The following is a 21727-nucleotide window of genomic DNA, read 5'->3' as shown; positions in this document are numbered from 1 at the left end:
CCATGTCCGCATGAGGGAACGCGATGGCCGATCGAATCAAGAAAGAAACGCGAGCGGGCGCGATCGATAACGTTATCGCGTTGCCGCTCAGCCCAACCAGCCTGGTCGCTAACACCAGGAGAGACTGCAAATCGCTGCAGCAAAGCATCGTGACAATGCAGCAATGTCTCAGGGCGCTCGGCGACTTTGTCCGAAATCTCGATGACGGGCCGGAGGCCGAGAGACTTCGAGCCCACATGGCCGAGCTGAACGAGCTGTTGTCTCTGCGGCTCGATCAGCTCTCGCTGACCGAACGCCTGTTGCAGGAGATGCTTCGCCGCGGCTGAGGCCGGTGCGCCGCCGCGCACCCGCCAGCCTCGTCGGTCACCCCACCGCCTTCGCCGCGGAGCGGCCGGCATTGCGCCCCGAGAACAGGCAGCCGCCGAGGAAAGTGCCCTCCAGCGAGCGGTAGCCGTGCACGCCGCCGCCGCCGAAGCCGGCGGCTTCGCCGACGGCATAGAGGCCGGGGATGACGCTGCCCTCTTCCCCGAATACGCGCGACTCGAGATCGGTCTCGAAGCCGCCCAGCGTCTTGCGGGTGAGGATGTTGAGCTTCACCGCGATCAGCGGTCCATGCGCGGGATCCAGGATTCTGTGCGGGGAGGCGGTGCGGATCAGCTTATCGCCGATATAGCGGCGCGCATTGTGGATGTTCATCACCTGCGCGTCCTTGACGTAGGGGTTGGCGATCTCGCGGTCGCGCGCTTCGATCTGCATCCTGATGTGCTCGAGCCTGAGGAGATCGCTGCCGGCGAGCTCGTTCATGGCCGCAACGAGCTCATCGAGCGTGTCGCGCACGATGAAGTCGACACCGTGGCTTTTGAACGCCTCCACCGGCGCCGGCGCGCCCTTGTTGGTGGCGCGGCGCAAGGTCATGCGCCAGCTCTTGCCGGTGAGGTCGGGGTTCTGCTCCGAGCCCGACAGCGCAAACTCCTTCTTGATGATGCTCTGCGTCAGGATGAACCAGGAATAATCATAGCCCGTCGACATGATGTATTTGAGCTGGCCGAGCGTGTCGGAGCCGGGGAATAGCGGCGCCGGCAGCCGCGTGCCCGTGGCGTCGAACCACATCGAGGACGGGCCGGGCAGGATGCGGATGCCGTGGCGCGGCCAGATGGGATTCCAGTTCTGGATGCCCTCGACGTAATGCCACATGCGGTCGCGATTGATCAGCCGCGCGCCAGCCTTTTCCGTGATGCCGATCATGCGGCCATCGACATGCTCGGGCACGCCCGAGATCATGAATTTCGGCGGCTCGCCGAGCCGCTTCGGCCAGTTCTGCCGCACCAGCTCATGATTGCCGCCGATGCCGCCGGAGGCGACGATCACGGCTTGCGCCTTCAACGCAAACTCGCCGACGACGTTGCGTGACGAGCTCTTGCCCCGCTCGATAGTGTCGGGGGCGAGAATGGCGCCGCTGACGCCATCGACGGTGCCGTTGGTGATGGAGAGCGCATCAACGCGATGGCGGAACCTGAAGGTCAGCCGGCCGCTTCGGGCGGCTTGGCGCGCGCGGCGCGCGAAGGGCTCGACGATGCCGGGGCCGGTGCCCCAGGTCACATGGAAGCGCGGCACCGAATTACCGTGGCCCATCGCGTCATAGCCGCCGCGCTCGGCCCAGCCCACCACGGGAAAGATGCGATGGCCCATCGCGCGCAGCCAGTCGCGCTTCTCGCCGGCCGCGAACGCCACATAGGCCTCGGCCCATTGCCGTGGCCAGAAATCCTCGTCGCGGTCGAAGCCGGCGGTGCCGATCCAGTCCTGGAGCGCGAGCTCGTAGGAGTCCTTGATGCCGAGCCGGCGCTGCTCCGGCGAATTGACCAGGAACAATCCGCCGAACGACCAGAACGCCTGGCCGCCGAGCGACTGCTCGCCCTCCTGGTCGACCACGATCACGCGCTTGCCCGCGTCCGCGATCTCGGTTGCGGCCACGAGGCCCGATAGTCCCGCGCCGACCACGATGACGTCAGTTTCTTCCGCCATGTATCTCCCCCTCCACGGGTTCCCCCCTGTAGTTACCCGGATTGAAGCCAGCGGTTGCAACTGAGATCAAGGGCGCGGCCCGTAAGACAACATTAACTTGTTCCACTTCGGGATAGAGACTGGCCAAGTGCAGCGCGGACGCAACACTGTATTTGAATTTGTTTTGACAGAGCGGGCGCGCCTAGACAAAACCACAGAGTCAACAGACGCTAGCCGTGCATCACCACCTGACACGCAGATTCGAATCCGACTGGGGCGGGGGACAATGAAGTTTCTGACGGGGTTGCTTGCGGTGATTCTCCTGATCGCCGGCATGGGGGCTTCTCACGCGGTGGTTCGTATCGCGGATGACCGTGGCGGCAGGATCGGAACCTACGTCGACAGGTACCAGGACCTGCGTCAGTCAGGCGAAACCGTCATTATCGACGGCCTCTGCGCCTCCGCCTGTACCATCGTCCTCGGCGCCATCCCGCGCGACCGCATCTGCGTGACTTCGCATGCAACGCTCGGTTTCCACGCCGCCTGGGATTTCGGCAGCAATGGCCGCGCCGTCACCAATCCCGAAGCGACCCAGATGCTCTATGCGATGTATCCCTCGCAAGTGAGGCGCTGGATCGGCCAGCGGGGCGGGCTGACCCCACGCATGCTTTTCCTGAGGGGCAAGCAGCTCGAGGCCATGTACAAGCCCTGCTACCTGGACGCGCAAGCCTCGAGCAACAGGCCGTTGCGCCGATCTCTCCCACAAGCGGAGCAACTCGAATCCGCTCGGGGCCAGCTGCTTCACTGATCTTCGCAGCATGATGGGATCCTTTTGGGCCGACGCGGGCGTCTTGTCCGCGGGCGGCCCAAAGCCTATCTGAAAGCCTGGGAATCGGGGCCTTCGCCCCGATCATTGCCATGGCTCAACCACTGCATCCGGCTCATCCTGTATCGGACAATTCGCCCACTGCCGGCCGGATGCCGTCCGTGCTGCTGTGGGCGGGCGCAGGTTTCGGCGCGCTCGTCGTGGTCGGCGCCCTCGCGCTCTGGTTCCATTATGGCACCCAGGTGTTCTTCGAAATGATCAGGACCGGCTTCGCCGCCTGCTTCTGATCCCGATAGGAAGTGTTCCGACAATGAGCCCCATCGCCCGTCCGCTGGTGATCGCAACCGCCTTCGCCGCAAGCCTCATTGTCGGGCTGCTGGTGATGTTCTGGGCCATGGGCGGGGTGAGCAAGGTGGCGCAACCGGCCGCGATCGGCGGCCCGTTCCAGCTCACCGACCAGAACGGCAAGGCCGTCACCGACAAGAGCCTGAAGGGCAAGCCGACCCTGATCTTCTTCGGCTACACCCATTGCCCCGACGTGTGCCCGACCTCGCTGTTCGAGATCTCGGAAGTGCTGCGCGCGATGGGCAAGGATGCCGACAAGGTCAATGCCATCTTCATCTCGGTCGACCCCGAGCGCGACACGCCGGCGGCGATGAAGGACTATCTGACGAGCTTCGATCCGCATCTTGAGGGCCTCTCCGGCGATCCCGCCGAGGTCGCCAAGGTGATCACGTCCTACCGTGTCTACGCCAAGAAGGTCCCGACCAAGGACGGCGACTACACCATGGACCACACCGCGCTGATCTATCTGATGGACCGCGACGGCCGCTTCGTCTCGCCGTTCAATTTGAAGCGGACGCCGGAGGAGGCCGCGACCGAGCTGAAGCGGTATCTCTGAGAGGCGATCAATCCGCCGCGAACTCCGCTGCAACCTCTCCCGCTTGCGGGAGAGGTCGCGCCGAAGGCGCGGGTGAGGGTTCTCTCCTCTTGGGGGTTCTCGCCCAGAGGAGGCACCTCTCCCCGACCCTCCCCCGCTTGCGGGGGAGGGAGCGCAACCAGCCACAATCGGCGCTCGCGTTCCGGGCCGAATGGTCTATAAGGCCCTCCGATCTCAACGCAATTTGTTCATTTCCGGCCGATGGCTCCATCGCAACAGGCGAAATCGTCAAAATCTGCCCGTGGCTTGCTGATGGGGTTGGCCATCGGTGCTTGCCTGCTCGCAGGGCTCGGCGCCACGAATGCCCAGACACCAGCCAAGCGGCCGCCCACGGCGCCCCAGGCCACGCCGCAAACCGCGCCCCAGGCCGCCCCACAGGCCGTGCCGGGCTTCTGGGACCCACGGCGCCGGCCGGAGCGGCCGGACTTGTCCCGCCTGACCGTGATCCGCTTCCTGACCGAGACCGACTATCCGCCTTTCAACTTCACCGGCGCCGACGGCAATCCGGCCGGCTTCAACGTCGATCTCGCACGCAGCCTGTGCGACGAGATCAAGGTCACCTGCACGGTGCAGATGCGCCGCTTCGAGACGCTGGTCGACGCGCTCACCTCCAACCGCGGCGATGCCATCATCGCCTCGATGGCGGTGAGCCCACAGCTTCGCGCCCGCGTCGACTTCACCGATCCCTATTATCGGGTGCCGGCGCGTTTCGTCTCGCGCAAGGACGCAGTGATGCCGGAGATCCGTCCCGAATATCTCGAGGGCAAGAAGGTCGGCGTCATCGCCGGCTCCGCGCATGAGGCGTATCTCAAGGCGATGTTCACCGACGCCGAGCTGCACGCCTATCCCAACGACGATGCGCTCCGCAGCGCTCTACGCAAGGGCGAGGTTGATTTCATCTTCGGCGACGCCATCTCGCTCGCGTTCTGGATCAACGGCACCGATTCCGGCGATTGCTGCGCCTTCTCCGGCGGCCCCTTCGTCGAGAGCCGCTTCTTCGGCGAGGGCATCGGCATCGCCGTGCGCAAGGGCAACGACGTGCTGCGCCAGGCCCTGAACTGGGCCCTGTTCCGCGTCTGGGAAAAAGGCCGCTACACCGATCTGTGGCTGCGGTATTTTTCGGTGAGCCCGTTCTAACTAGCGTCGCTGCTCCCTCCGCCGTCATTGCGAGGAGCTCGCGACAAAATTGCGCAGCAATTTTGCGCTGATGCGACGAAGCAATCCAGACTGTCACCGCGGAGACAGTCTGGATTGCTTCGCTTCGCTCGCAATGACGGTGCAAGAGGCAATACCGCCTACAAAATTGCATTCTGCCCGGAAATCGCTATTTTCCGCGGCCCGGAGGCCCCTGATGTCCGTTATCGATCTTGCTGCGAACCCGAGCGACCTGCGCGCGCTCGCCGAACAATCCAACGCCTGGCCGTTCGAGCAGGCGAAGGCCATTGTCGCGCGGCTGAAGAAAAGCCCGAAGGACGAGGTGCTGTTCGAGACCGGCTACGGTCCCTCCGGCCTGCCGCATATCGGCACGTTCGGCGAGGTCGCGCGCACCTCGATGGTGCGGCATGCCTTCCGCGTGCTGACCGAGGACAAGATCAAGACGCGCCTGCTCGCCTTCTCCGACGACATGGACGGATTTCGGAAGGTGCCCGACAACGTCCCCAACAAGGACATGCTGGCCGCGCATCTTGGCAAGCCGCTGACGCGGGTGCCGGATCCGTTCTCCAACGAACACCCGTCGTTCGGGCATCACAACAATGCGCGGCTTCGCGCCTTCCTCGATCATTTCGGATTCGACTACGAGTTCGCGAGCTCGACCGACTACTACACATCGGGCCGCTTCGATGCGACGCTGCTCAAGATGCTGGCCGCCTACGACAAGATCATGGCCATCATCCTGCCGACACTCGGCCCCGATCGCCGCGCCACCTATTCGCCGTTCCTGCCGATCAGCAAGACGACGGGCGTCGTGCTGCAGGTGCCGATGATCCGCCGCGACGTCGCCGCCGGCACGGTGACCTATGTCGACCCCGATACCAACCAGGAAGTCGAGACGTCCGTGACCGGCGGCAACGTCAAATGCCAATGGAAGGCCGATTGGGCGATGCGCTGGGTCGCGCTCGGCGTCGACTACGAGATGGCCGGCAAGGATCTGATCGATTCGGTGAAGCTGTCCGGCGCGATCGCCCGGGCGCTTGGCGCCACGCCGCCGGAAGGCTTCAACTACGAGCTCTTTCTCGACGAGAAGGGCCAGAAGATCTCGAAGTCGAAGGGCAACGGCCTGACCATCGACGAATGGCTGCGCTATGCCTCGCCGGAATCGCTGTCGCTGTTCATGTATCGCGAGCCGAAAGCGGCCAAGCGGCTGTATTTCGACGTCATCCCGCGCAATGTCGACGATTACCAGCAATTCATCGACGGCTTTGCCAAGCAGGACGGCAAGCAGCAGCTCGGCAATCCGGTCTGGCACATCCACAACGGCAAGCCGCCGAAGGGCGATATGCCCGTCACCTTCCAGCTCCTGCTCACGCTGGTGTCGTCGTCGAACGCGGAGAATGCCGAGACGCTGTGGGGTTTTATTGGCCGCTACCGCCCCGGCGTGAGCCCGCAGACGCATCCGAAGCTGGATGCGATGGTCGGTTATGCCATCAACTATTATCGCGACTTCGTCGCGCCCACGAAGCAGTTCCGCGTGCCCACGGACACAGAGCGCGCCGCGCTCCAGGACCTGCGCGATGCGCTGTCGCAACTGCCGCAGGACGCATCGGCCGAGGACATCCAGAACGTCGTCTACGAGGTCGGCCGCCGCGAGCCGTTCCTCGACCAGGTCAAGAAGGGCAAGGATGGCCGTCCCGGCGTCACGCTCGACTGGTTCAACATGCTCTACCAGGTGCTGCTCGGCCAGGAGAAGGGCCCGCGCTTCGGCTCGTTCGTCGCTGTGTACGGCATCCAGAACGCAGTCAACATGATCGACGGCGCGCTGGCGCGAAGCGCGTGAGCGCACTCCCGCTATCATCGCCCGCGAAGGCGGGCGATCCAGTATTCCAGAGGCGGTTGTGATAGAGCCGAGAGGCCGCGGTGTACTAGATTCCCCGCCTTCGCGTGGAATGACATTGAACAACGTAGCGAAGTTGCGGAGTGACGCCCGCCTAGATCGAGCGCAGCACGTAACGCCGGTTGTCCTTCTGCACCGGGCGCGCGTTCATCGGATAGAGCTTTGCGAACGCGGCGACATCTGCGGCTGACACCTGGATCGGGTCGGTCAGCAGCAGCCATTCGACCACCTCCGAGCAGGGCGGCGTCGTCAGCGAGCCGGGATAGCGGAAATAGCTGAGTCGCTGCGGCAGCATGGCGTGAGGATCGATGGTCGCATCGGCCTTCACCGCGGGACCTTCGGCCGCCGGCATAGTCTTGACGATCTTGCTGAAGGCTGCGTTCGGCCTGCCTTCGGCCATCAGCACGCCGATCACGGCGAGCCCGCCGGCATCGTTGCGATGGACGAAATGTGCCTCCATCGGAAAATTCTTGCCGCCGATCATGTGCTCGCTCGGCCGGTGGAAGTGCACCTGAAGCAGCTTGTACTTGACGTTGCCGAGCATGAGCGTGCTGCCCTCGGCGAAGTTGAGCTGGATCGTGTGCCCGTTGTTGACGATGGTGTCGGCGCTCTTAGCCCAGTTCAGCTTCAGAGCGGGCAATTGCGACTTGATCGCCCCCTCGATGTCGATCGGCGATTGCTGCAGGCCGACCGCGCAGGCCTTGTTGGCCGCGTCGAGATCGCCCCATTTGGCCGGACCGCCGGCGCCCTCATAGCTCCAATGCACGCCTTCGGCGGCGAAGGCCGGCTTGCAGAGCGGACAAAGCGCGAGACCCGCCAGGGCCTTCAATGCGTGACGGCGATTCATCATATTCCCCCGAGATGAATTTGATCGGCAATCGGTGCGCAACCTATGCGAGAGGGCCGGTGAGTCGCAAGCTCGCCCGCTGCGAAACGCGGCGCGGGTGATGTCATCGCCCGGTCACCACGCCGGGCGGAACGCAATCACTGGCTCGCCCAGACGATCCGCGCGATCCAGGCGACGTCGCTCATCGCGATCGTCCGCTCCGCCCGTGGCGCATCGAGCGGCTGCAAGTCCAGCGCCTTCGCCGTGCGGCGCTTCAGCGTCGCGATCACCACCTCGCCCGCTCTGGTCTTCACCACCACGCGATCGCCTTTGCGGATCGGCGTGCCGCGCGAGACCAGGATGATATCGCCGTTGCGATAGGCAGGCTGTAGCGCATCGCCGGAAATCTCCAGCGCAAAGGCGTGACCGTCCTCGGCGGTGGGAAGCGCGATTTCGGTCCAGCCCTTGCCGGATGGAACGCCGGATTCGTCGAAAGCGCCGCTTGTACCGGCGAGTGCGAAGCTGAGCAGCGGCACCGAGCGACCGTCGTCGGCGTCCTCGTCGATCAGTCTCGCAAAGCTGTCGATCGAGGAGCCCGCCGCCGCCAGCGCCTTCGCGATCGATTCGGTCGAGGGCCAGCGCTCGCGGCCGTCGGAGGTGACGCGCTTGGACTTGTTGAAGGTGGTGGGATCGAGCCCGGCGCGTTTGGCAAGGCCGGACGGCGACAGCCCGGCGCGCGCAGCCAGCCGATCCAGCGCGCCCCAGATCTGGTCGTGAGTCAGCATCCTCTGCGCTTTGGCCTGTTTGACCATGGAAGGTCCAGCCCGTCGCAACTCAGGAAAACTGTCCTCAAATCAACCGGTTTTCCGCTTTCCGTGCAAGAGGCGGCGGACGAAAGCGTTTTCAAGCGAAGTGGGTACCGGTTCGCGTCAAGAAAACGCGTCAAAACAGGAATCTAGAGCCCCATTCCGATTTCATCGGAACGGAAAGGGCTCTAGGTCTTGAGTTCGGCAGGGGCCGCCTTTACGGTCGCGCCCGGGTTTTAAGGACCCGCGAGAGACGAAAAAACCCAAAAGACTCAAAGAGCAAACAGGGCTGCGTAAGCGGTGGTCAAGATCTACAAAATCTGTCCGGCCTCGGCCTGGCGCGAGGCGGAACGGCAGGGTGTCTACCGCGGCAGCGCGGACGATGCGCGCGACGGTTTCATCCATTTCTCGACCGCGGCCCAGGTTCCCGAGACCTTGCGCAAGCACTATGCCGGGCAGCGCGCGCTGTTCCTGGTCGAGGTCGACGGCGATGCGCTCGGCAGCGAATTGCGCTGGGAGCGCTCGCGCAATGACGAGCTGTTTCCGCATCTCTATGGCGAGCTCGATCTCGGCGCGGTGATCGCGGTGATGAACCTCAACATCCGCTCCGACGGTAGCCACGATGTTCCGGAGCTGCTGCCGTGATCCGCGCTTTCGACGCCTTTTCGCTACCGGTGCTGCGCTGGCTCGATCCGGAAGACGCGCATCGCCTCGCGATCCAGGGCCTGCGCTTTTTGCCGCCGGTCAAGCCGCGCGCTGACGATCCCAAGCTCGCGGTGCGCGCCTTCGGGCTCAACTTCCCCAATCCGATCGGCATGGCCGCGGGCTTCGACAAGAGCGCCGAGGTGCCGGATGCGCTGCTGCGGCTCGGCTTTGGCTTCGTCGAGATCGGCTCGGTGACGCCGAAACCCCAGGCCGGCAATCCGCGGCCGCGGCTGTTCCGTCTGGAGCGCGACGAGGCCGTCATCAACCGCATGGGCTTCAACAATGACGGCGCGGATCTCGCCCTGCGCCGGTTAGCTGCGCGCGCGCAGCATGGCGGCATCGTCGGCGTCAATATCGGCGCCAACAAGGATTCTCCCGATCGCGTCGGCGACTATGTCAAGCTGATCGAGACCTTTGCGCCGGTCGCGAGCTATTTCACCATCAACGTCTCCTCGCCGAACACGCCGGGCCTGCGCAATTTGCAGGAAGGCGCATTGCTCGACGATCTCCTCGCCAGGGTGATCGACGCGCGCGAGCGGGTGCGGCAGAAGGCCGGCGACACGCCCGTGCTGCTCAAGATCGCGCCTGACCTCAGCCTCGCTCAGCTCGACGACGTCGTGCAGGTCGCGCGCTCGCGCCGGGTCGACGGCATGATCGTGTCGAACACGACCATCGCGCGGCCGAGCACGCTGCGCGAGGAAATGCGCGCCAGGGAGCAGGGCGGTCTGTCCGGACGGCCGCTATTCCGCCTGTCGACGCGCATGGTCGCGGAGACCTATGTGCGCGTCGAGGGCGCCTTCCCGCTGATCGGTGTCGGCGGCGTCGATTCGGGCGGGGCCGCGCTGACCAAGATTCGCGCCGGTGCCAGCCTGATCCAGCTCTATTCGTCGCTGGTCTACAAGGGCCTCGGTCTCGTCGACGAGATCAAGCGCGACCTGACCTCGACGCTGCTCCGCACAGGGCGGGATTCACTCTCCGAGATCGTCGGCGCGGATGCTGCGACGCTCACCGCGGAAGACTGGCCGGGGATGTGAGCGAGCTGCGTAGCCCGGATGGAGCGAAGCGCAATCCGGGATCGGCCCACCTGCACGAAGACCCCGGATTACGCTTCGCTCCATCCGGGCTACGATTCTTCTAGCGCTTGGCGAACGTCGCCCTGAATTGCGCCGGATAGCGCGCGGCCTGCAAGCCGCCGCGCGAGACGTAGGACGCCATCAGCGCGCTCCACAGTGCGGCATTGCCGAATGATTGCAGCGCCCACCAGGTGCCGAGGAAGATTGCGAGCGAGGCCAGCATCAAATTTCGCATCTCGCGCGCCCAGGTCGCGCCGATATAGATGCCATCGAAACCGAAGGCGAAGACGCCGGGTATGGGTGCGAGCACGACGAATGGCAGGAATTCGCGCGCGGTACGGCGGACGTCGTCACTCGCCGTCATGAAGTCGATCAGGGCCGGCCCGAACAGCGCGAACAGCACCGCGACGACGACTGCAAAGCCGAGCCCCCACAGCAGCACCAGCCGGGTCGAATCGGCAAATCCTTTTGGATCGCGTGCGCCAAGGGTGCGGCCGCAGAGTTGCTGGGCTGCGTTGGCGAGACCGTCGAGGAAGAAGGCGCTGACCAGCAGGAAGTTGTTGAGCACGGAGTTGGCGGCCAACGTCACGTCGCCGGCCTGTGCGCCCTTGGCGGTGAAGAACAGGAACGCGGCGATCAGTGCCGCGGTGCGGATCAGGATGTCGGAATTCACCGCCAGCATCCGCAACAGCTTCTCGCGGTCGAGCAGAGTACCGTACGGCACTGCGAAGCCGCTGTCGGCATAATGGCGGCAGACGATCACGCCGAGCGCGAATCCGACCGCTTCCGACAACAGCGCGGCGATCGCCGCGCCGGCGATGCCTGTGTCGTAGATCAGCACCAGCAGGATCGTCGCCGCCATGTTGACGAGGTTGATGACGACCTGAAGCAACAGAGCTGAATTGGCGCGGGCCTGGCCGATCAGCCAGCCGAGGATGACGTAGTTGGCGAGCGCGAACGGCGACGACCAGATCCGGATCTTGAAGTAGGTCTTCGCGGCCCGTGTCACACCCTCGCTGCCGCCCATGAGGTCGAACAGCACTGCGGCCAGCGGCAGCTGCAGTGCGATCAGCGCAGCGCCGATCAGGCCAGCAACGATGAAGCCGCGCGCTAGGATCGCGGTCGGCTCGCGCGTGTCACCCGCGCCCAGCGCCTGCGCGGTGAAGGCGAGCGTGCTCATGCGCAGGAAGCCGAACAGCCAGAACAGGCAGTCGAAGATCACTGACGCGATCGCGACGCCGCCGAGCAGGGCGGCATCGTCAAGCCGCCCGATCGCCGTGGTCGAGACCACGCCGATCAGCGGTGTGGTGAGGTTCGCGACCATCGCGGGACCTGCGATGGCGAACACCTGGCGGGAGCCTATCCTGGGATGAACGGGCGCGTGCATGTCAGAACACGAGCACCATGCCGTCTTCGGCGGCGAGATGCTCGATGTCATCCAGGCGCGACAGCATGTCGTCGCTCATATGGGTGAGCACGAGCCGCTTGGCGCCGATCGCGGGCAGATGCTGTTCCAAGGTCTTCAGGCTGAGATGGTTCTTGACCACCTTCTCGTACATGTAGGCTTCCGCAATGAAAAGGTCCGCGCCATGCGCCAGCGGAATGAGCGTGTCCGTCCATTCGGTATCGGCGCTGTAGGCGAGCGTACGGCCCTCGGCCTCGACGCGATAGGCCAGGAAGGGCCCGCCGGATTCGCCGTGCACGACCGGGTAGGGTGTCACCGCCACCGCGCCAAAACTTTGGCTTTGCTGAGGCGCGAGCTCCACGACATTGAGGTCGAAGCGCTGCTTGGTTTTTGAGGAGTGCTCGAACAGAGCCTCCATCACGACACGAAGCCGCATCTCGATGCCTTGCGGGCCCGCAATCGTCAGCGGCCGCGTCCGCCGCGAGAATTGCGCGTCGAGCAGGAAGAATGGCAGCCCGGCGAAATGGTCGCCGTGGAAATGCGTGATGAGGATGAGGTCGATGTCGTTGCGATCGATCTCGAGCCGTTTCAGCGCCGGCAGCGCCGACGCACCGCAATCGATCAGGAAGTGGGCTTCACGCCCCGAGACGTGGAAGCAGGTATTGAGCCTGCCGCCTGAGCCGAAGGCGTCGCCGCAGCCGACAAAGCGTAATTGCATCGGCTGCGGACTCCCAAATCCTTACCTGCCGCGCGGCGCGCCGAACACGCGCGAGAGCAGCCAGATCGGAATCACGATGACAGCGCCGAGCAGGAAGTAGCGCCACAGCCAGTTCACGGCATCGAAGCCGAGATCCCAGAGACGCTGGAACAACAGGCGAATGCTGTGGATGATATTCCAGGGGTCGAAGCCGATCGCGGCCAGCACGACACCGACCAGGATCGAGAGCAGGACCAGGCGAAACGCGACCGCCAGCGGCGTGCCGCCGAGAAAGCGGTTCAGGCCATCGCCGCGGCCGGCCGGCAAATCTCTGACGTCGTGGGCCATCGCAAACTCCTTGGGCGGATTCGACCCCATTATAGGTCACGGCGGGGCACATGGGGAACCCGCAACCATGCGTCAATCAGCTTACCGCATTTTAATTCGGGTGAGCACGCCAGAGCTTCGATAGTGGCGCGCGGCTGGCCTCGGGCTCGGTGCAACCTCTCCCGCTCGCGGGAGAGGTCGCGCCCCCGGGCGATGCGAAGCATCGTCCCGCGCGCGGGTGAGGGTTCTATCCTCTTGGGGAATCCCAATGCGAAGAAACCCTCACCCCAACCCTCTCCCGCAGGCGGGAGAGGGGGCGCACCTCCGCCTGGGCGCTAAGCGAGCCTCAGTCCAGCACACTTCACGCCTCAATCTCCGCTGGTTCCGCCTTCAACATCCTCTCCAACGTTTCCAGCCGGTCGGCCTCGCGCGGCGGCTTGTCCCAGCGCAGGCGGCTAATGCGGGGAAAGCGCATGGCGACGCCGGATTTGTGCCGCGGTGAGCGCTGGAGGCCCTCAAAGGCGACCTCCAGCACCAGCCCCTTGTCCGGCTCGTGCACGACATGGCGGACGGGGCCGAATTTTTCCGTGGTGTTGCGGCGGACGAAGCGGTCGATCTGCAACAGCTCCTCGTCGGTGAAGCCGAAATAGGCCTTTCCGACTGGCACCAGCTCGTCGCCGCTATCGCCCTCGGTCCAGACGCCAAACGTGTAGTCGGAATAATAGGACGAGCGCTTGCCGTGACCGCGCTGCGCATACATCAGCACGGCATCGATGATGTGCGGATCGCGCTTCCACTTCCACCATTGGCCCTTCGGCCGCCCCGGAAGATAAGGCGCATCGCGTCGCTTCAGCATCACGCCCTCGACCGCGTCCGCATCCCCGCCGGCGCCGGCACTGGCAGGATCGGCGCGCGCGGCGGTCAGCGCCTCCCAGCTTGCGAACGGGACGGTGGGCGACAGATCGATGCGGGGATCGTCGAGCTTCCTGATGAAGGTCTCCAGCCGCTCGCGCCGCTCCGCGAACGGCAGCTCGCGCAAATCGTTCTCGTCGTCGCCGAGCAAGTCGCAGGCGCGCAAGTGGATCGGAAATTCCTTGATCAGCTTTGGCGAGACGACCTTGCGGTTCAGTCGCTGCTGCAGCACGTTGAAGCTCTGCACGCGGCCCTCGCGCAGGATCAGCAGCTCGCCGTCGATCGCGCCAGGCAGGTGCAGCGAGGGGACGAGGTCCGGAAAACTTCCCGTGATGTCTTCACCGGTGCGCGAATAGAGCCGCGCCGTGATGTGGCCGCGATCATCACGCCCTGCGACGGCTTGCACCCGGATGCCGTCCCATTTCCATTCGGCGATGTAGTCGGCGGGATCGAGTGCAGCGAAATCCATGTCCTCGATCGCATGCGCCAACATCACCGGCCGGAACGGCGCGGGATCGCGATTGACCGGTTTTTCGCCGCGGCCTTCCAGCCACGCGAACAGGTCGAGATACGGCGGCGAAAGGCCGGGCCAGATCAGCTCGATCTCATGCGGGTCCTTGTCGCCGAGCGCGGCGGCCGCGGTCTTGGCGAGACGCGCGGAGATGCCGATGCGAAGCGCGCCGGTGACGAGCTTCAGCAGCGCCCAGCGGCCGGTCTCATCGAGCTCGTCCAGCCAGCGCTCGAGCTGCTTCGGCAGCTCGATCTTGCCGAGCGTGCGCAGTGTGGTGACGACTTCGGTCAGGGTCGGAGGCGGCGGGTTGTTGTGAGCGGTCATCGCCGCCTTCGGCCACATCAGTGCCACCGTCTCCGAGAGATCGCCGACATAATCGTACGACAATCCAAACAGAACCTCATCCGTGCGCGCCGCGATCAAATCGCGGATCAACGCGGGCTTGGCGTGCTTGAAGCTCAGAGCGCCGGTGAGTGCGGCCAGTGCATAGCCGCGATTGGGATCGCCGACTTCGCGGAAATAGCCGGTGATCAGCCGCAGTTTGTTGTTGCGGCCGGGCTCGTAGGCGAGACGGTCCAGAAGCTCGGCGAAGCGGTTCATGCTTCGGCCTCGTCTTGAATCGGCGTCTCGCTCTCCTCCTCGTCGCCATAGCCGACGAGATCGAGCGGCCGCGCTTTCAGGCCTTTGCTCTGGCACCAATGTACCAGCGCGTCTTCCTGGCCGTGGGTGACCCAGATCTCGCCGGCGCCGGTCGCGGCGATGGTGGCGGTGAGGCCATCCCAATCGGCGTGGTCGGAGATCACAAGCGGCAGTTCGATGCCGCGCTGCCGCGCGCGAGCGCGCACGCGCATCCACCCCGAGGCAAAGGCGGTGACGGGATCGGGAAAGCGCCGTGTCCAGAGATCGGATGTCGCCGACGGCGGTGCCAGCGTGATGGTGCCGGCGAGCGCCGCTTTCTTCACGCCTTTCACGGGCCGCAATTCGCCAAGTTCGATGCCGCGGCTCTGATAGTAATGCGTGATCGTCTCCATCGCGCCATGGAGGTAGATCGGCGCGTCGTAGCCGGCCTGGCGCAGCAGCGCGATCACGCGCTGCGCCTTGCCGAGCGAATAGGCGCCGACGAGATGCGCACGCTCCGGAAACAGCGCGACCGAGGCCAGCAGCTTCTTGACCTCGTCGGCCGCATCGCCGTGACGAAACACCGGCAGCCCAAAGGTGGCCTCGGTGATGAAGACGTCGCAGGGCACGAGCTCAAACGGGGTGCAGGTCGGGTCGGGCGCGTCCTTGTAGTCACCGGAAGCAACGATGCAGGTGTCGTTGCAGGTCACCGCGATCTGCGCCGAGCCCAAGACGTGGCCAGCCGGGTGAAACTTGACGGTGACGTCGCCGAGCCGGATCTCCTCGCCATAGCGGATCGTCTGGGTCGAGCCGGCAAAATTCTCGCCGTAGCGCAGCCGCATCATGTCCAGGGTTTCCTGCGTCGCCAGCACCGCGCCGTGGCCGGCGCGGGCATGATCCGAATGGCCGTGGGTGATCACGGCCCGCTCGACCGGGCGCACAGGGTCGATATGGAAGCCGCCGGGCTTGCAGCACAGGCCGGCAGCAACTGGCAGCAGGATGTCTTGCGGGCGCATGGTGGTCATATAGGGACCGGTGCTCCGATATTCATCCGTCATGCGCGGGCTTGACCCACGCATCCATCCACTTAAACAGTGCTTTTTTTGATCGATTGCCGGTGACCCGGCACGATAAGTGTTGGTTCCAAGATGCCCTTGCGCCTATTCCTGACCTCCGGCGATCTCATGGCCGACCGTCGCTTCGAGTTCGCGCGCGACCTCCAGCTCAAGGGTGATCTGCCGGAGGCCGCGGACCTGCTGGAGCAGGCGATCGAGCTCGCGCCTGATTTCACCTCGGCCTGGTTCACGCTCGGCGAAATCCGGCAGCAGCTCGGCGAACGCGACAAGGCGATCGCGGCGTTTCGAGAAGCGTGCCGATCCGATCCTGGGGATCAGCACGGAGCCGGCCTGCATTTGATGCGGCTCGGCGAGGCAGAGATCGCGGAGATGCCGAAGGCCTATGTGCAGGCCCTGTTTGACCAATATGCTCCGCGCTTCGAGCACACGCTGATCAACGATCTCGGCTATCGCGCTCCGAGCCTGATCTTCAAGGCGGTGTTGGCCTCACGCGTTGCCGCCAAGAAGCCCGCCTTCTTCAAGCGCACCATCGATCTCGGCTGCGGCACCGGGCTCGCGGCCGCCGCCTTCGCCAAGCAGGTCGATCATTTCATCGGCATCGATCTGTCGCCCGGCATGATCAAGCAGGCGCGTGCGACGAACCTCTATGCCGAGCTCGAAGTCGCCGACATGATCGATGGCCTGCGCGGCAAGAGTGATGCGAGCGCGAACCTCGTCGTCGCCGCGGATGCCTTCGTCTATCTCTCCGATCTTGCGCCGGTGCTCACCGAGATAAAGCGCGTGCTTGCAGCCGGCGGCGTGCTCGTCTTCACGCTGGAGACGCATGACGGTAGCGGCATCGTGCTCGGCGAAGGCCTGCGCTATGCCCATTCCGCGGAATATGCGCGCGGCGCCATCGCGAAGGCCGGGCTCAAACTTCTCACGCTGGAGTCGGCCTCGCCGCGCAACGAGAACAACGAGCCGGTACGCGGCCTCGTCGTCGTCGCCGAGAAAACTTGAGTCTAGGCGCTAGCCAACCAGTAATTTGAGCGTCATTGCGTCGCAAAGCTGCGACTTCCCACTTGCGAGCCGTGCTGCGATGCCAGCACAATGCGCGCACCAGGGAGAAAATAATAATGACCAAGAATCCATCGCGGCGCGATTTCAGCGCCGCCGCGCTCGCTACCATCGCCGCATCCACCTTGCCCGCGCCATATGTCTGGGCCGCGGAGAAGAAATACGATGCGGGCGCCAGCGACACCGAGATCAAGATCGGCCAGACCGTGCCGCATTCCGGCCCCGGCTCGCTCTATGGCGTGCTCGGTCGCATCGGCGAAGCCTATTTCCAGATGCTGAACGAGAAGGGCGGCATCAACGGGCGCAAGATCAAGTTCCTCACCATGGACGACGCCTATAGCGCGCCAAAATGCGTCGAGGCGACGCGGCGCCTGGTCGAGCAGGAGGAGGTGCTGGCGCTCTATGGCTCGCTCGGCACCGCGCCGCAGACCGCCGTGCACAAATACCTGAACTCCAAGGGCGTGCCGCAGCTCCTGCTCAACACCGGCGCGTCGAAGTGGAATAACCCGAAAGAGTTCAAATGGACGATGGCGGGCCTGCCGCTCTATCCGACCGAGGCGCGCATTCTCGCGCGGCACGTCGTCAGCGTGAAGCCGAACGCCAAGATCGGCATCCTCTACCAGAACGACGATTTCGGCCGCGACTTCCTAGGTCCGTTCAAGAAGGTGCTGACTGACGCCGGCGGCACCGCGCAGGTGATCATGGAGCAGACCTACGATCTCACCGAGCCGACCGTCGATTCCCAGCTCATCAACCTCTCGAAATCGGGCGCCGACGTCTTCTACAACATCTCCACCGGCAAGGCGTCGTCGCAGTCGATCCGGAAAGTGGCCGAGCTCGGCTGGAAGCCGCTGCAGCTGCTGTCGGCGGGCTCGACCGGCCGCTCCATCCTCAGCGCCGCGGGCCTGGAGAACGCCACCGGCATCGTCGCCATCCGCTACAACAAGGAAGTCGGCCTGCCCAAATGGGAGAAGGATCCGGACGTGATGGCGTTCGAGGAGCTGCGCAAGAAGTACACGCCGGCGATCGATCCCGACAACACCATTGCCTTCGCCGGCTACGGCCAGGCCGTGACCATGGGCGAGATCCTGCGCCGCTGCGGCGACGATCTCACCCGCGCCAACGTGCTGAAGCAGGCATCAAACCTCAACGGTTTCCACTCGCCCTACTTCCTCGACGGCGTCACCTACAGCTACACGCCCGCGGACTACACACCGATGAAGACGCTGTTCATCTCCACCTTCACCGGCAAGGACTGGGACATCTCCGACAAGCCGATGTCGGAGTAGGGGCTCTCTCCGCGACCACGAAGACCGTAGGGTGGGCAAAGGCGCTGTTGCGCCGTGCCCACCACCTGCTCAGGCAGCTGGGCTTGGATGGTGGGCACGCTTCGCTTTGCCCACCCTACGGCCGCTTCAACCCCTCGACGAACCCACCGCCACGGCTTACCTCTTATGCCGTGCCGCCCCGCATCCTCAAATCCCCGGCCGAGACGCCTGCGCTGCTGCCCGACCGCTTCAATGCGTGGTTCGCGGCCCGCGGCTGGTCGCCGCGCGCGCATCAATTGGCGCTGTTGGAGAAGGCGCGCGAGGACCGCTCGGCGCTCTTGATCGCGCCGACCGGCGCCGGCAAGACGCTGGCGGGATTTCTGCCGACGCTGGTGGAGCTGTCCTCTGATGCAGCTCAGCGGGAGACTGGCCCGAAGAAAAGCCTCATCTCCACCGGCCGCAGCCTGCAGCGCACCGGCGGCCTGCACACGCTCTACATCTCGCCGCTGAAAGCGCTCGCCGTCGACATCGCGCGCAACCTGGAGCGGCCGATCGCCGAAATGGCGCTGCCGGTCAAGGTCGAGACCCGCACCGGCGATACGCCGGTGTCGCGCCGGCAGCGCCAGCGGCGCTATCCGCCGGACGTCCTGCTGACCACGCCGGAGCAGCTCGCGCTGCTGCTCTCTTCCGACGACGCGCCGTTCCTGTTCTCCTCGCTCAAGCGCATCGTGCTCGACGAGCTGCATGCGCTGGTGACCTCCAAGCGCGGCGATCTGCTTTCGCTCGGCTTGGCGCGGCTGTGGCGGCTGGCGCCGCAGCTGCGCGCGATCGGCCTGTCGGCGACGGTGGCCGAGCCGGAGCAGCTCGCGCGCTTTCTGGTGCCGCAGCCCGAAGGCAAGCAAACCGCTGCGGACATCGTCATCGCAGGCGGCGCCGCGCCGCCTGAGGTCGAGATGCTCGACACCCGCGAAAGCCTGCCCTGGGCCGGCCACAGCGCGCGCCACGCGCTCCCTGAAATCTACGAGCTGATCAAGGCGAACAAGACCACGCTGGTCTTCGTCAACACCCGCAGCCAGGCCGAGATGCTGTTCCAGAATCTCTGGAGCATGAACGACGACGGCCTCGCCATCGCGCTGCATCACGGATCGCTCGACGTCGCCCAGCGCCGCAAAGTCGAGGACGCCATGTCGGCGGGCAGACTGCGCGGCGTGGTCTGCACCTCCTCGCTCGACCTCGGCGTCGACTGGGGCGATGTCGATCTCGTCGTCAATATCGGCGCGCCCAAGGGATCCTCGCGCCTGATGCAGCGCATCGGCCGCGCCAACCACCGTCTCGACGAGGCCTCGCGCGCGGTGCTGGTGCCGGCCAATCGCTTCGAGGTGCTGGAGTGCCGCGTCGCCATCGATGCCATCGCCGAGAATGCGCAGGACACACCGCCCTTGCGCACGGGCGCGCTCGATGTGCTGGCTCAGCACGTGCTCGGCTGCGCCTGCGGCCAGCCCTTCCTCTCGGACGAGATCTACGAGGAGGTGCGCACCGCCGCGCCCTACGCAAACCTGTCGCGCCAGGACTTCGACGACGTCGTCGATTTCGTCGCCTCCGGCGGCTACGCGCTGAAGACCTATGAGCGCTTCGCCCGCATCAAGCAGGACAAGGAAGGGCGCTGGCGCGTCGCCAACCCAAAAGTGCGGCAGAGCTACCGCATGAATGTCGGCACCATCGTCGAGGACGACATGCTGAAGGTGCGCCTGGTGCGCTCGCGCGGCGGCCAAGGAAAAGCAGGCGGTTCGACAGGGGTGATCGCGCGCGGCGGCAGGCTGCTTGGCGAGATCGAGGAGGCCTTCATCGAGGGCTTGAGCCCCGGCGACACCTTCGTGTTCAGCGGCGAGGTGGTGCGTTATGAGACCCTGGTCGAGGACCAGGTCTATGTCTCGCGCGCGCATGACAAAGACCCGAAGGTGCCATCCTATATGGGCGGCAAATTCCCGCTCTCGACCTATCTCGCCGAGCGCGTGCGCCGGCTGCTCGATGATTTCAGCGCATGGGGCGGCTTGCCGGAGCAGGTGCGCGACTGGCTGTCGCTGCAAAAGGACGTCTCGCGCGTGCCTGCGGTGCGCGAGCTCCTGGTCGAGAGCTTTCCGCGCGCCAACAAGCATTATCTCGTCTGCTATCCCTTCGAAGGCCGTCTCGCGCACCAGACCCTCGGCATGCTGCTCACGCGGCGGCTGGAGCGCGCCCGCGCCCGGCCGCTCGGCTTCGTCGCCAACGAATATGCCGTGGCGATCTGGGGGCTTGGCGATCTCTCCTTCATGATCCGCGACGGCCGGATCGATCTCGACGCGCTGTTTGACCCTGATATGCTCGGCGACGATCTCGAAGCCTGGCTCGCCGAGTCCGCGCTCATGAAGCGCACCTTCCGCAATTGCGCGATCATCTCCGGCCTGATCGCGCGGCGGCATATCGGCGAAGAGAAAAGCCGCCGCCAGGTGCTGTTCTCGACCGATCTCGTCTACGACGTCCTGCGCAAGCACCAGGCCGACCACGTGCTCTTGCGCGCCGCGCGCGCCGATGCCGCCACCGGCCTGCTCGACCTGCGCCGCCTCAGCGATATGCTGATACGCATCCAGGGCCACATCACCCATCGGGAACTCGATCACGTCTCCCCGCTCGCCGTCCCCGTGATGCTGGAAATCGGCCGCGAGTCAGTTTATGGCGAAGCTGCAGACGAGCTGTTGGCGGAGGCCGCCAATGAGCTGGTCAAAGAGGCGATGTCGTAGACGGCAAGAATGTATTTCCGGGGCGCAACTCCATCCACAACGTCATGCCCGGGCTTGACCCGGGCATCCACGGCTTTTTTGCCGCAGCAAGAACGTGGATGGCCGGGACAGGCCCGGCCATGACGGAGCAAGTGGCACTCTCGATTTCTTCAACTCGCACTTTGGACGTCGCCGGCATCTCGCTCCACGCCGATCTCTCCGGCGCCTTGTTCTGGGAAGAGCAGCGCCTGCTGGTCGTTTCCGATCTGCATCTGGAAAAAGGCTCCAGCTTCGCCACGCGCGGCGTGTTGCTGCCGCCTTACGATACGCTGGCGACGCTCAGCCGTCTCGCTGCAGTCATCTCCCGCCACAATCCAAGTATCGTCATCGCGCTCGGCGACAGTTTTCACGATCGCACGGCGCATGAGCGCCTCTCCGCAGAGGATCGCGACGCCGTCGCCGCACTCCAGGCCGGCCGCGACTGGATCTGGATCTCAGGCAATCACGATCCGATGCTGCCGCGCGATCTCGGCGGCACCGTCGCCGACGAGGTCGCGATCGGCCCGATCACCTTCCGCCACGAGCCGACCGGCGCAAGCGGCGAGATCGCCGGCCATCTGCATCCCAAGGCCCGCGTCTCCGCGCGCGGCCGCTCGATGGAGCGCCGCTGCTTCGCCAGTGACGGGATGCGCGCCGTGATGCCGGCCTTCGGCGCCTATGCCGGCGGCCTCAGCATCCGCGATGAAGCGTTCGCGAAAATCTTTCCGACCAACGGCTTTGTCGCCCATCTGCTCGGCCACCGCCGCGTCCACGCGATTGCCGCGTCGCGGTGTTATTGAAGGGCGCGCTTCGTTGGGTGGGTTAGCGAAGCG

Annotated in this window: 20 protein-coding genes; 12 read left to right on the top strand and 8 right to left on the bottom strand. The window is 65.0% G+C overall.

What is annotated here, in order from left to right; translation table 11 throughout:
- Window positions 1-23 precede the first annotated feature (23 nt).
- On the top strand, window positions 24-326 hold the full coding sequence (locus XH85_RS43580; protein ID WP_128936858.1) for a hypothetical protein: 303 nt from the start codon (window positions 24-26) through the stop codon (window positions 324-326).
- Window positions 327-363: 37 nt separating this feature from the next.
- Here XH85_RS43580 and XH85_RS43575 read toward each other — a convergent pair whose 3' ends face one another.
- The gene (locus XH85_RS43575; protein WP_128936857.1) at window positions 364-2022 is read right to left on the bottom strand and encodes an FAD-binding dehydrogenase; all 1659 of its coding nucleotides are present in this window, start codon (window positions 2020-2022) and stop codon (window positions 364-366) included.
- A 265-nt stretch (window positions 2023-2287) separates the two neighbouring features.
- On the opposite strand from XH85_RS43575, the gene XH85_RS43570 reads away from it, so the two are divergent.
- From XH85_RS43570 to XH85_RS43550, 5 genes are all read left to right on the top strand, one after another.
- Window positions 2288-2809, top strand: coding sequence for a Clp protease/crotonase-like domain-containing protein (locus tag XH85_RS43570; protein ID WP_164939715.1), 522 nt, complete (start codon window positions 2288-2290; stop codon window positions 2807-2809).
- A gap of 110 nt (window positions 2810-2919) precedes the next feature.
- A complete protein-coding gene (locus tag XH85_RS43565; RefSeq protein ID WP_128936856.1) occupies window positions 2920-3114 on the top strand; it encodes a hypothetical protein in 195 nt (64 codons plus the stop codon).
- 23 nt (window positions 3115-3137) lie between these two features.
- On the top strand, window positions 3138-3728 hold the full coding sequence (locus tag XH85_RS43560; protein WP_128936855.1) for an SCO family protein: 591 nt from the start codon (window positions 3138-3140) through the stop codon (window positions 3726-3728).
- A gap of 240 nt (window positions 3729-3968) precedes the next feature.
- Window positions 3969-4904: a transporter substrate-binding domain-containing protein gene (locus tag XH85_RS43555; RefSeq protein ID WP_128936854.1), complete on the top strand. Its 936-nt coding sequence runs from the start codon at window positions 3969-3971 to the stop codon at window positions 4902-4904.
- Between the two features lie 214 nt (window positions 4905-5118).
- Window positions 5119-6762 carry a lysine--tRNA ligase gene (locus XH85_RS43550; protein ID WP_128936853.1) on the top strand — a complete coding sequence of 548 codons (1644 nt, stop codon included), beginning with the start codon at window positions 5119-5121 and terminating at the stop codon, window positions 6760-6762.
- 151 nt (window positions 6763-6913) lie between these two features.
- Here XH85_RS43550 and XH85_RS43545 read toward each other — a convergent pair whose 3' ends face one another.
- On the bottom strand, window positions 6914-7666 hold the full coding sequence (locus tag XH85_RS43545) for a carbonic anhydrase (RefSeq protein ID WP_164939718.1): 753 nt from the start codon (window positions 7664-7666) through the stop codon (window positions 6914-6916).
- Window positions 7667-7803: 137 nt separating this feature from the next.
- Complete coding sequence (locus XH85_RS43540) at window positions 7804-8457, bottom strand: S24 family peptidase (protein ID WP_128936851.1); 654 nt, start codon at window positions 8455-8457, stop codon at window positions 7804-7806.
- 294 nt (window positions 8458-8751) lie between these two features.
- On the opposite strand from XH85_RS43540, the gene XH85_RS43530 reads away from it, so the two are divergent.
- On the top strand, window positions 8752-9096 hold the full coding sequence (locus tag XH85_RS43530; protein ID WP_128936849.1) for a DUF952 domain-containing protein: 345 nt from the start codon (window positions 8752-8754) through the stop codon (window positions 9094-9096).
- Window positions 9093-10190 (top strand): quinone-dependent dihydroorotate dehydrogenase, encoded by a 1098-nt coding sequence (locus tag XH85_RS43525; RefSeq protein WP_128936848.1) that lies wholly within the window; start codon window positions 9093-9095, stop codon window positions 10188-10190. Before XH85_RS43530 ends, XH85_RS43525 begins: the two co-directional genes overlap by 4 nt.
- A gap of 100 nt (window positions 10191-10290) precedes the next feature.
- Here the strand turns inward: XH85_RS43525 and XH85_RS43520 are convergent, their stop codons facing one another.
- The 5 genes from XH85_RS43520 to XH85_RS43500 form a co-directional block, all read right to left on the bottom strand.
- A complete protein-coding gene (locus XH85_RS43520) occupies window positions 10291-11616 on the bottom strand; it encodes an MATE family efflux transporter (protein WP_128936847.1) in 1326 nt (441 codons plus the stop codon).
- A gap of 1 nt (window position 11617) precedes the next feature.
- Window positions 11618-12352, bottom strand: a complete 735-nt coding sequence (locus XH85_RS43515) for an MBL fold metallo-hydrolase (RefSeq protein ID WP_128936846.1) — start codon at window positions 12350-12352, stop codon at window positions 11618-11620.
- A 21-nt stretch (window positions 12353-12373) separates the two neighbouring features.
- Window positions 12374-12679, bottom strand: a complete 306-nt coding sequence (locus tag XH85_RS43510) for a DUF6460 domain-containing protein (protein ID WP_128936845.1) — start codon at window positions 12677-12679, stop codon at window positions 12374-12376.
- A gap of 340 nt (window positions 12680-13019) precedes the next feature.
- Window positions 13020-14681, bottom strand: a complete 1662-nt coding sequence (locus tag XH85_RS43505; protein ID WP_128936844.1) for a cisplatin damage response ATP-dependent DNA ligase — start codon at window positions 14679-14681, stop codon at window positions 13020-13022.
- The gene (locus XH85_RS43500; RefSeq protein ID WP_128937630.1) at window positions 14678-15715 is read right to left on the bottom strand and encodes a ligase-associated DNA damage response exonuclease; all 1038 of its coding nucleotides are present in this window, start codon (window positions 15713-15715) and stop codon (window positions 14678-14680) included. The genes XH85_RS43505 and XH85_RS43500 overlap by 4 nt, the downstream gene beginning before the upstream one ends.
- 132 nt (window positions 15716-15847) lie before the next feature.
- Here XH85_RS43500 and XH85_RS43495 point away from each other — a divergent pair, with 132 nt between their 5' ends.
- The 4 genes from XH85_RS43495 to pdeM all read left to right on the top strand — a co-directional run bounded on the left by XH85_RS43495 (window position 15848) and on the right by pdeM (window position 21694).
- The gene (locus XH85_RS43495; protein WP_128936843.1) at window positions 15848-16774 is read left to right on the top strand and encodes a class I SAM-dependent DNA methyltransferase; all 927 of its coding nucleotides are present in this window, start codon (window positions 15848-15850) and stop codon (window positions 16772-16774) included.
- A gap of 116 nt (window positions 16775-16890) precedes the next feature.
- Window positions 16891-18120, top strand: a complete 1230-nt coding sequence (locus XH85_RS43490) for an ABC transporter substrate-binding protein (protein ID WP_164939716.1) — start codon at window positions 16891-16893, stop codon at window positions 18118-18120.
- A 170-nt stretch (window positions 18121-18290) separates the two neighbouring features.
- The gene (locus XH85_RS43485; RefSeq protein WP_128937628.1) at window positions 18291-20876 is read left to right on the top strand and encodes a ligase-associated DNA damage response DEXH box helicase; all 2586 of its coding nucleotides are present in this window, start codon (window positions 18291-18293) and stop codon (window positions 20874-20876) included.
- A 119-nt stretch (window positions 20877-20995) separates the two neighbouring features.
- Entirely contained in the window at window positions 20996-21694 is a 699-nt protein-coding gene (gene pdeM, locus XH85_RS43480; protein WP_128936842.1) for a ligase-associated DNA damage response endonuclease PdeM, read from the top strand.
- Window positions 21695-21727 lie beyond the last annotated feature (33 nt).

Origin of the sequence: Bradyrhizobium zhanjiangense (assembly GCF_004114935.1) — a bacterium.
Classification (GTDB): Bacteria; Pseudomonadota; Alphaproteobacteria; order Rhizobiales; family Xanthobacteraceae; genus Bradyrhizobium; species Bradyrhizobium zhanjiangense.
This window is presented reverse-complemented; position numbering and strand designations above follow the sequence as displayed.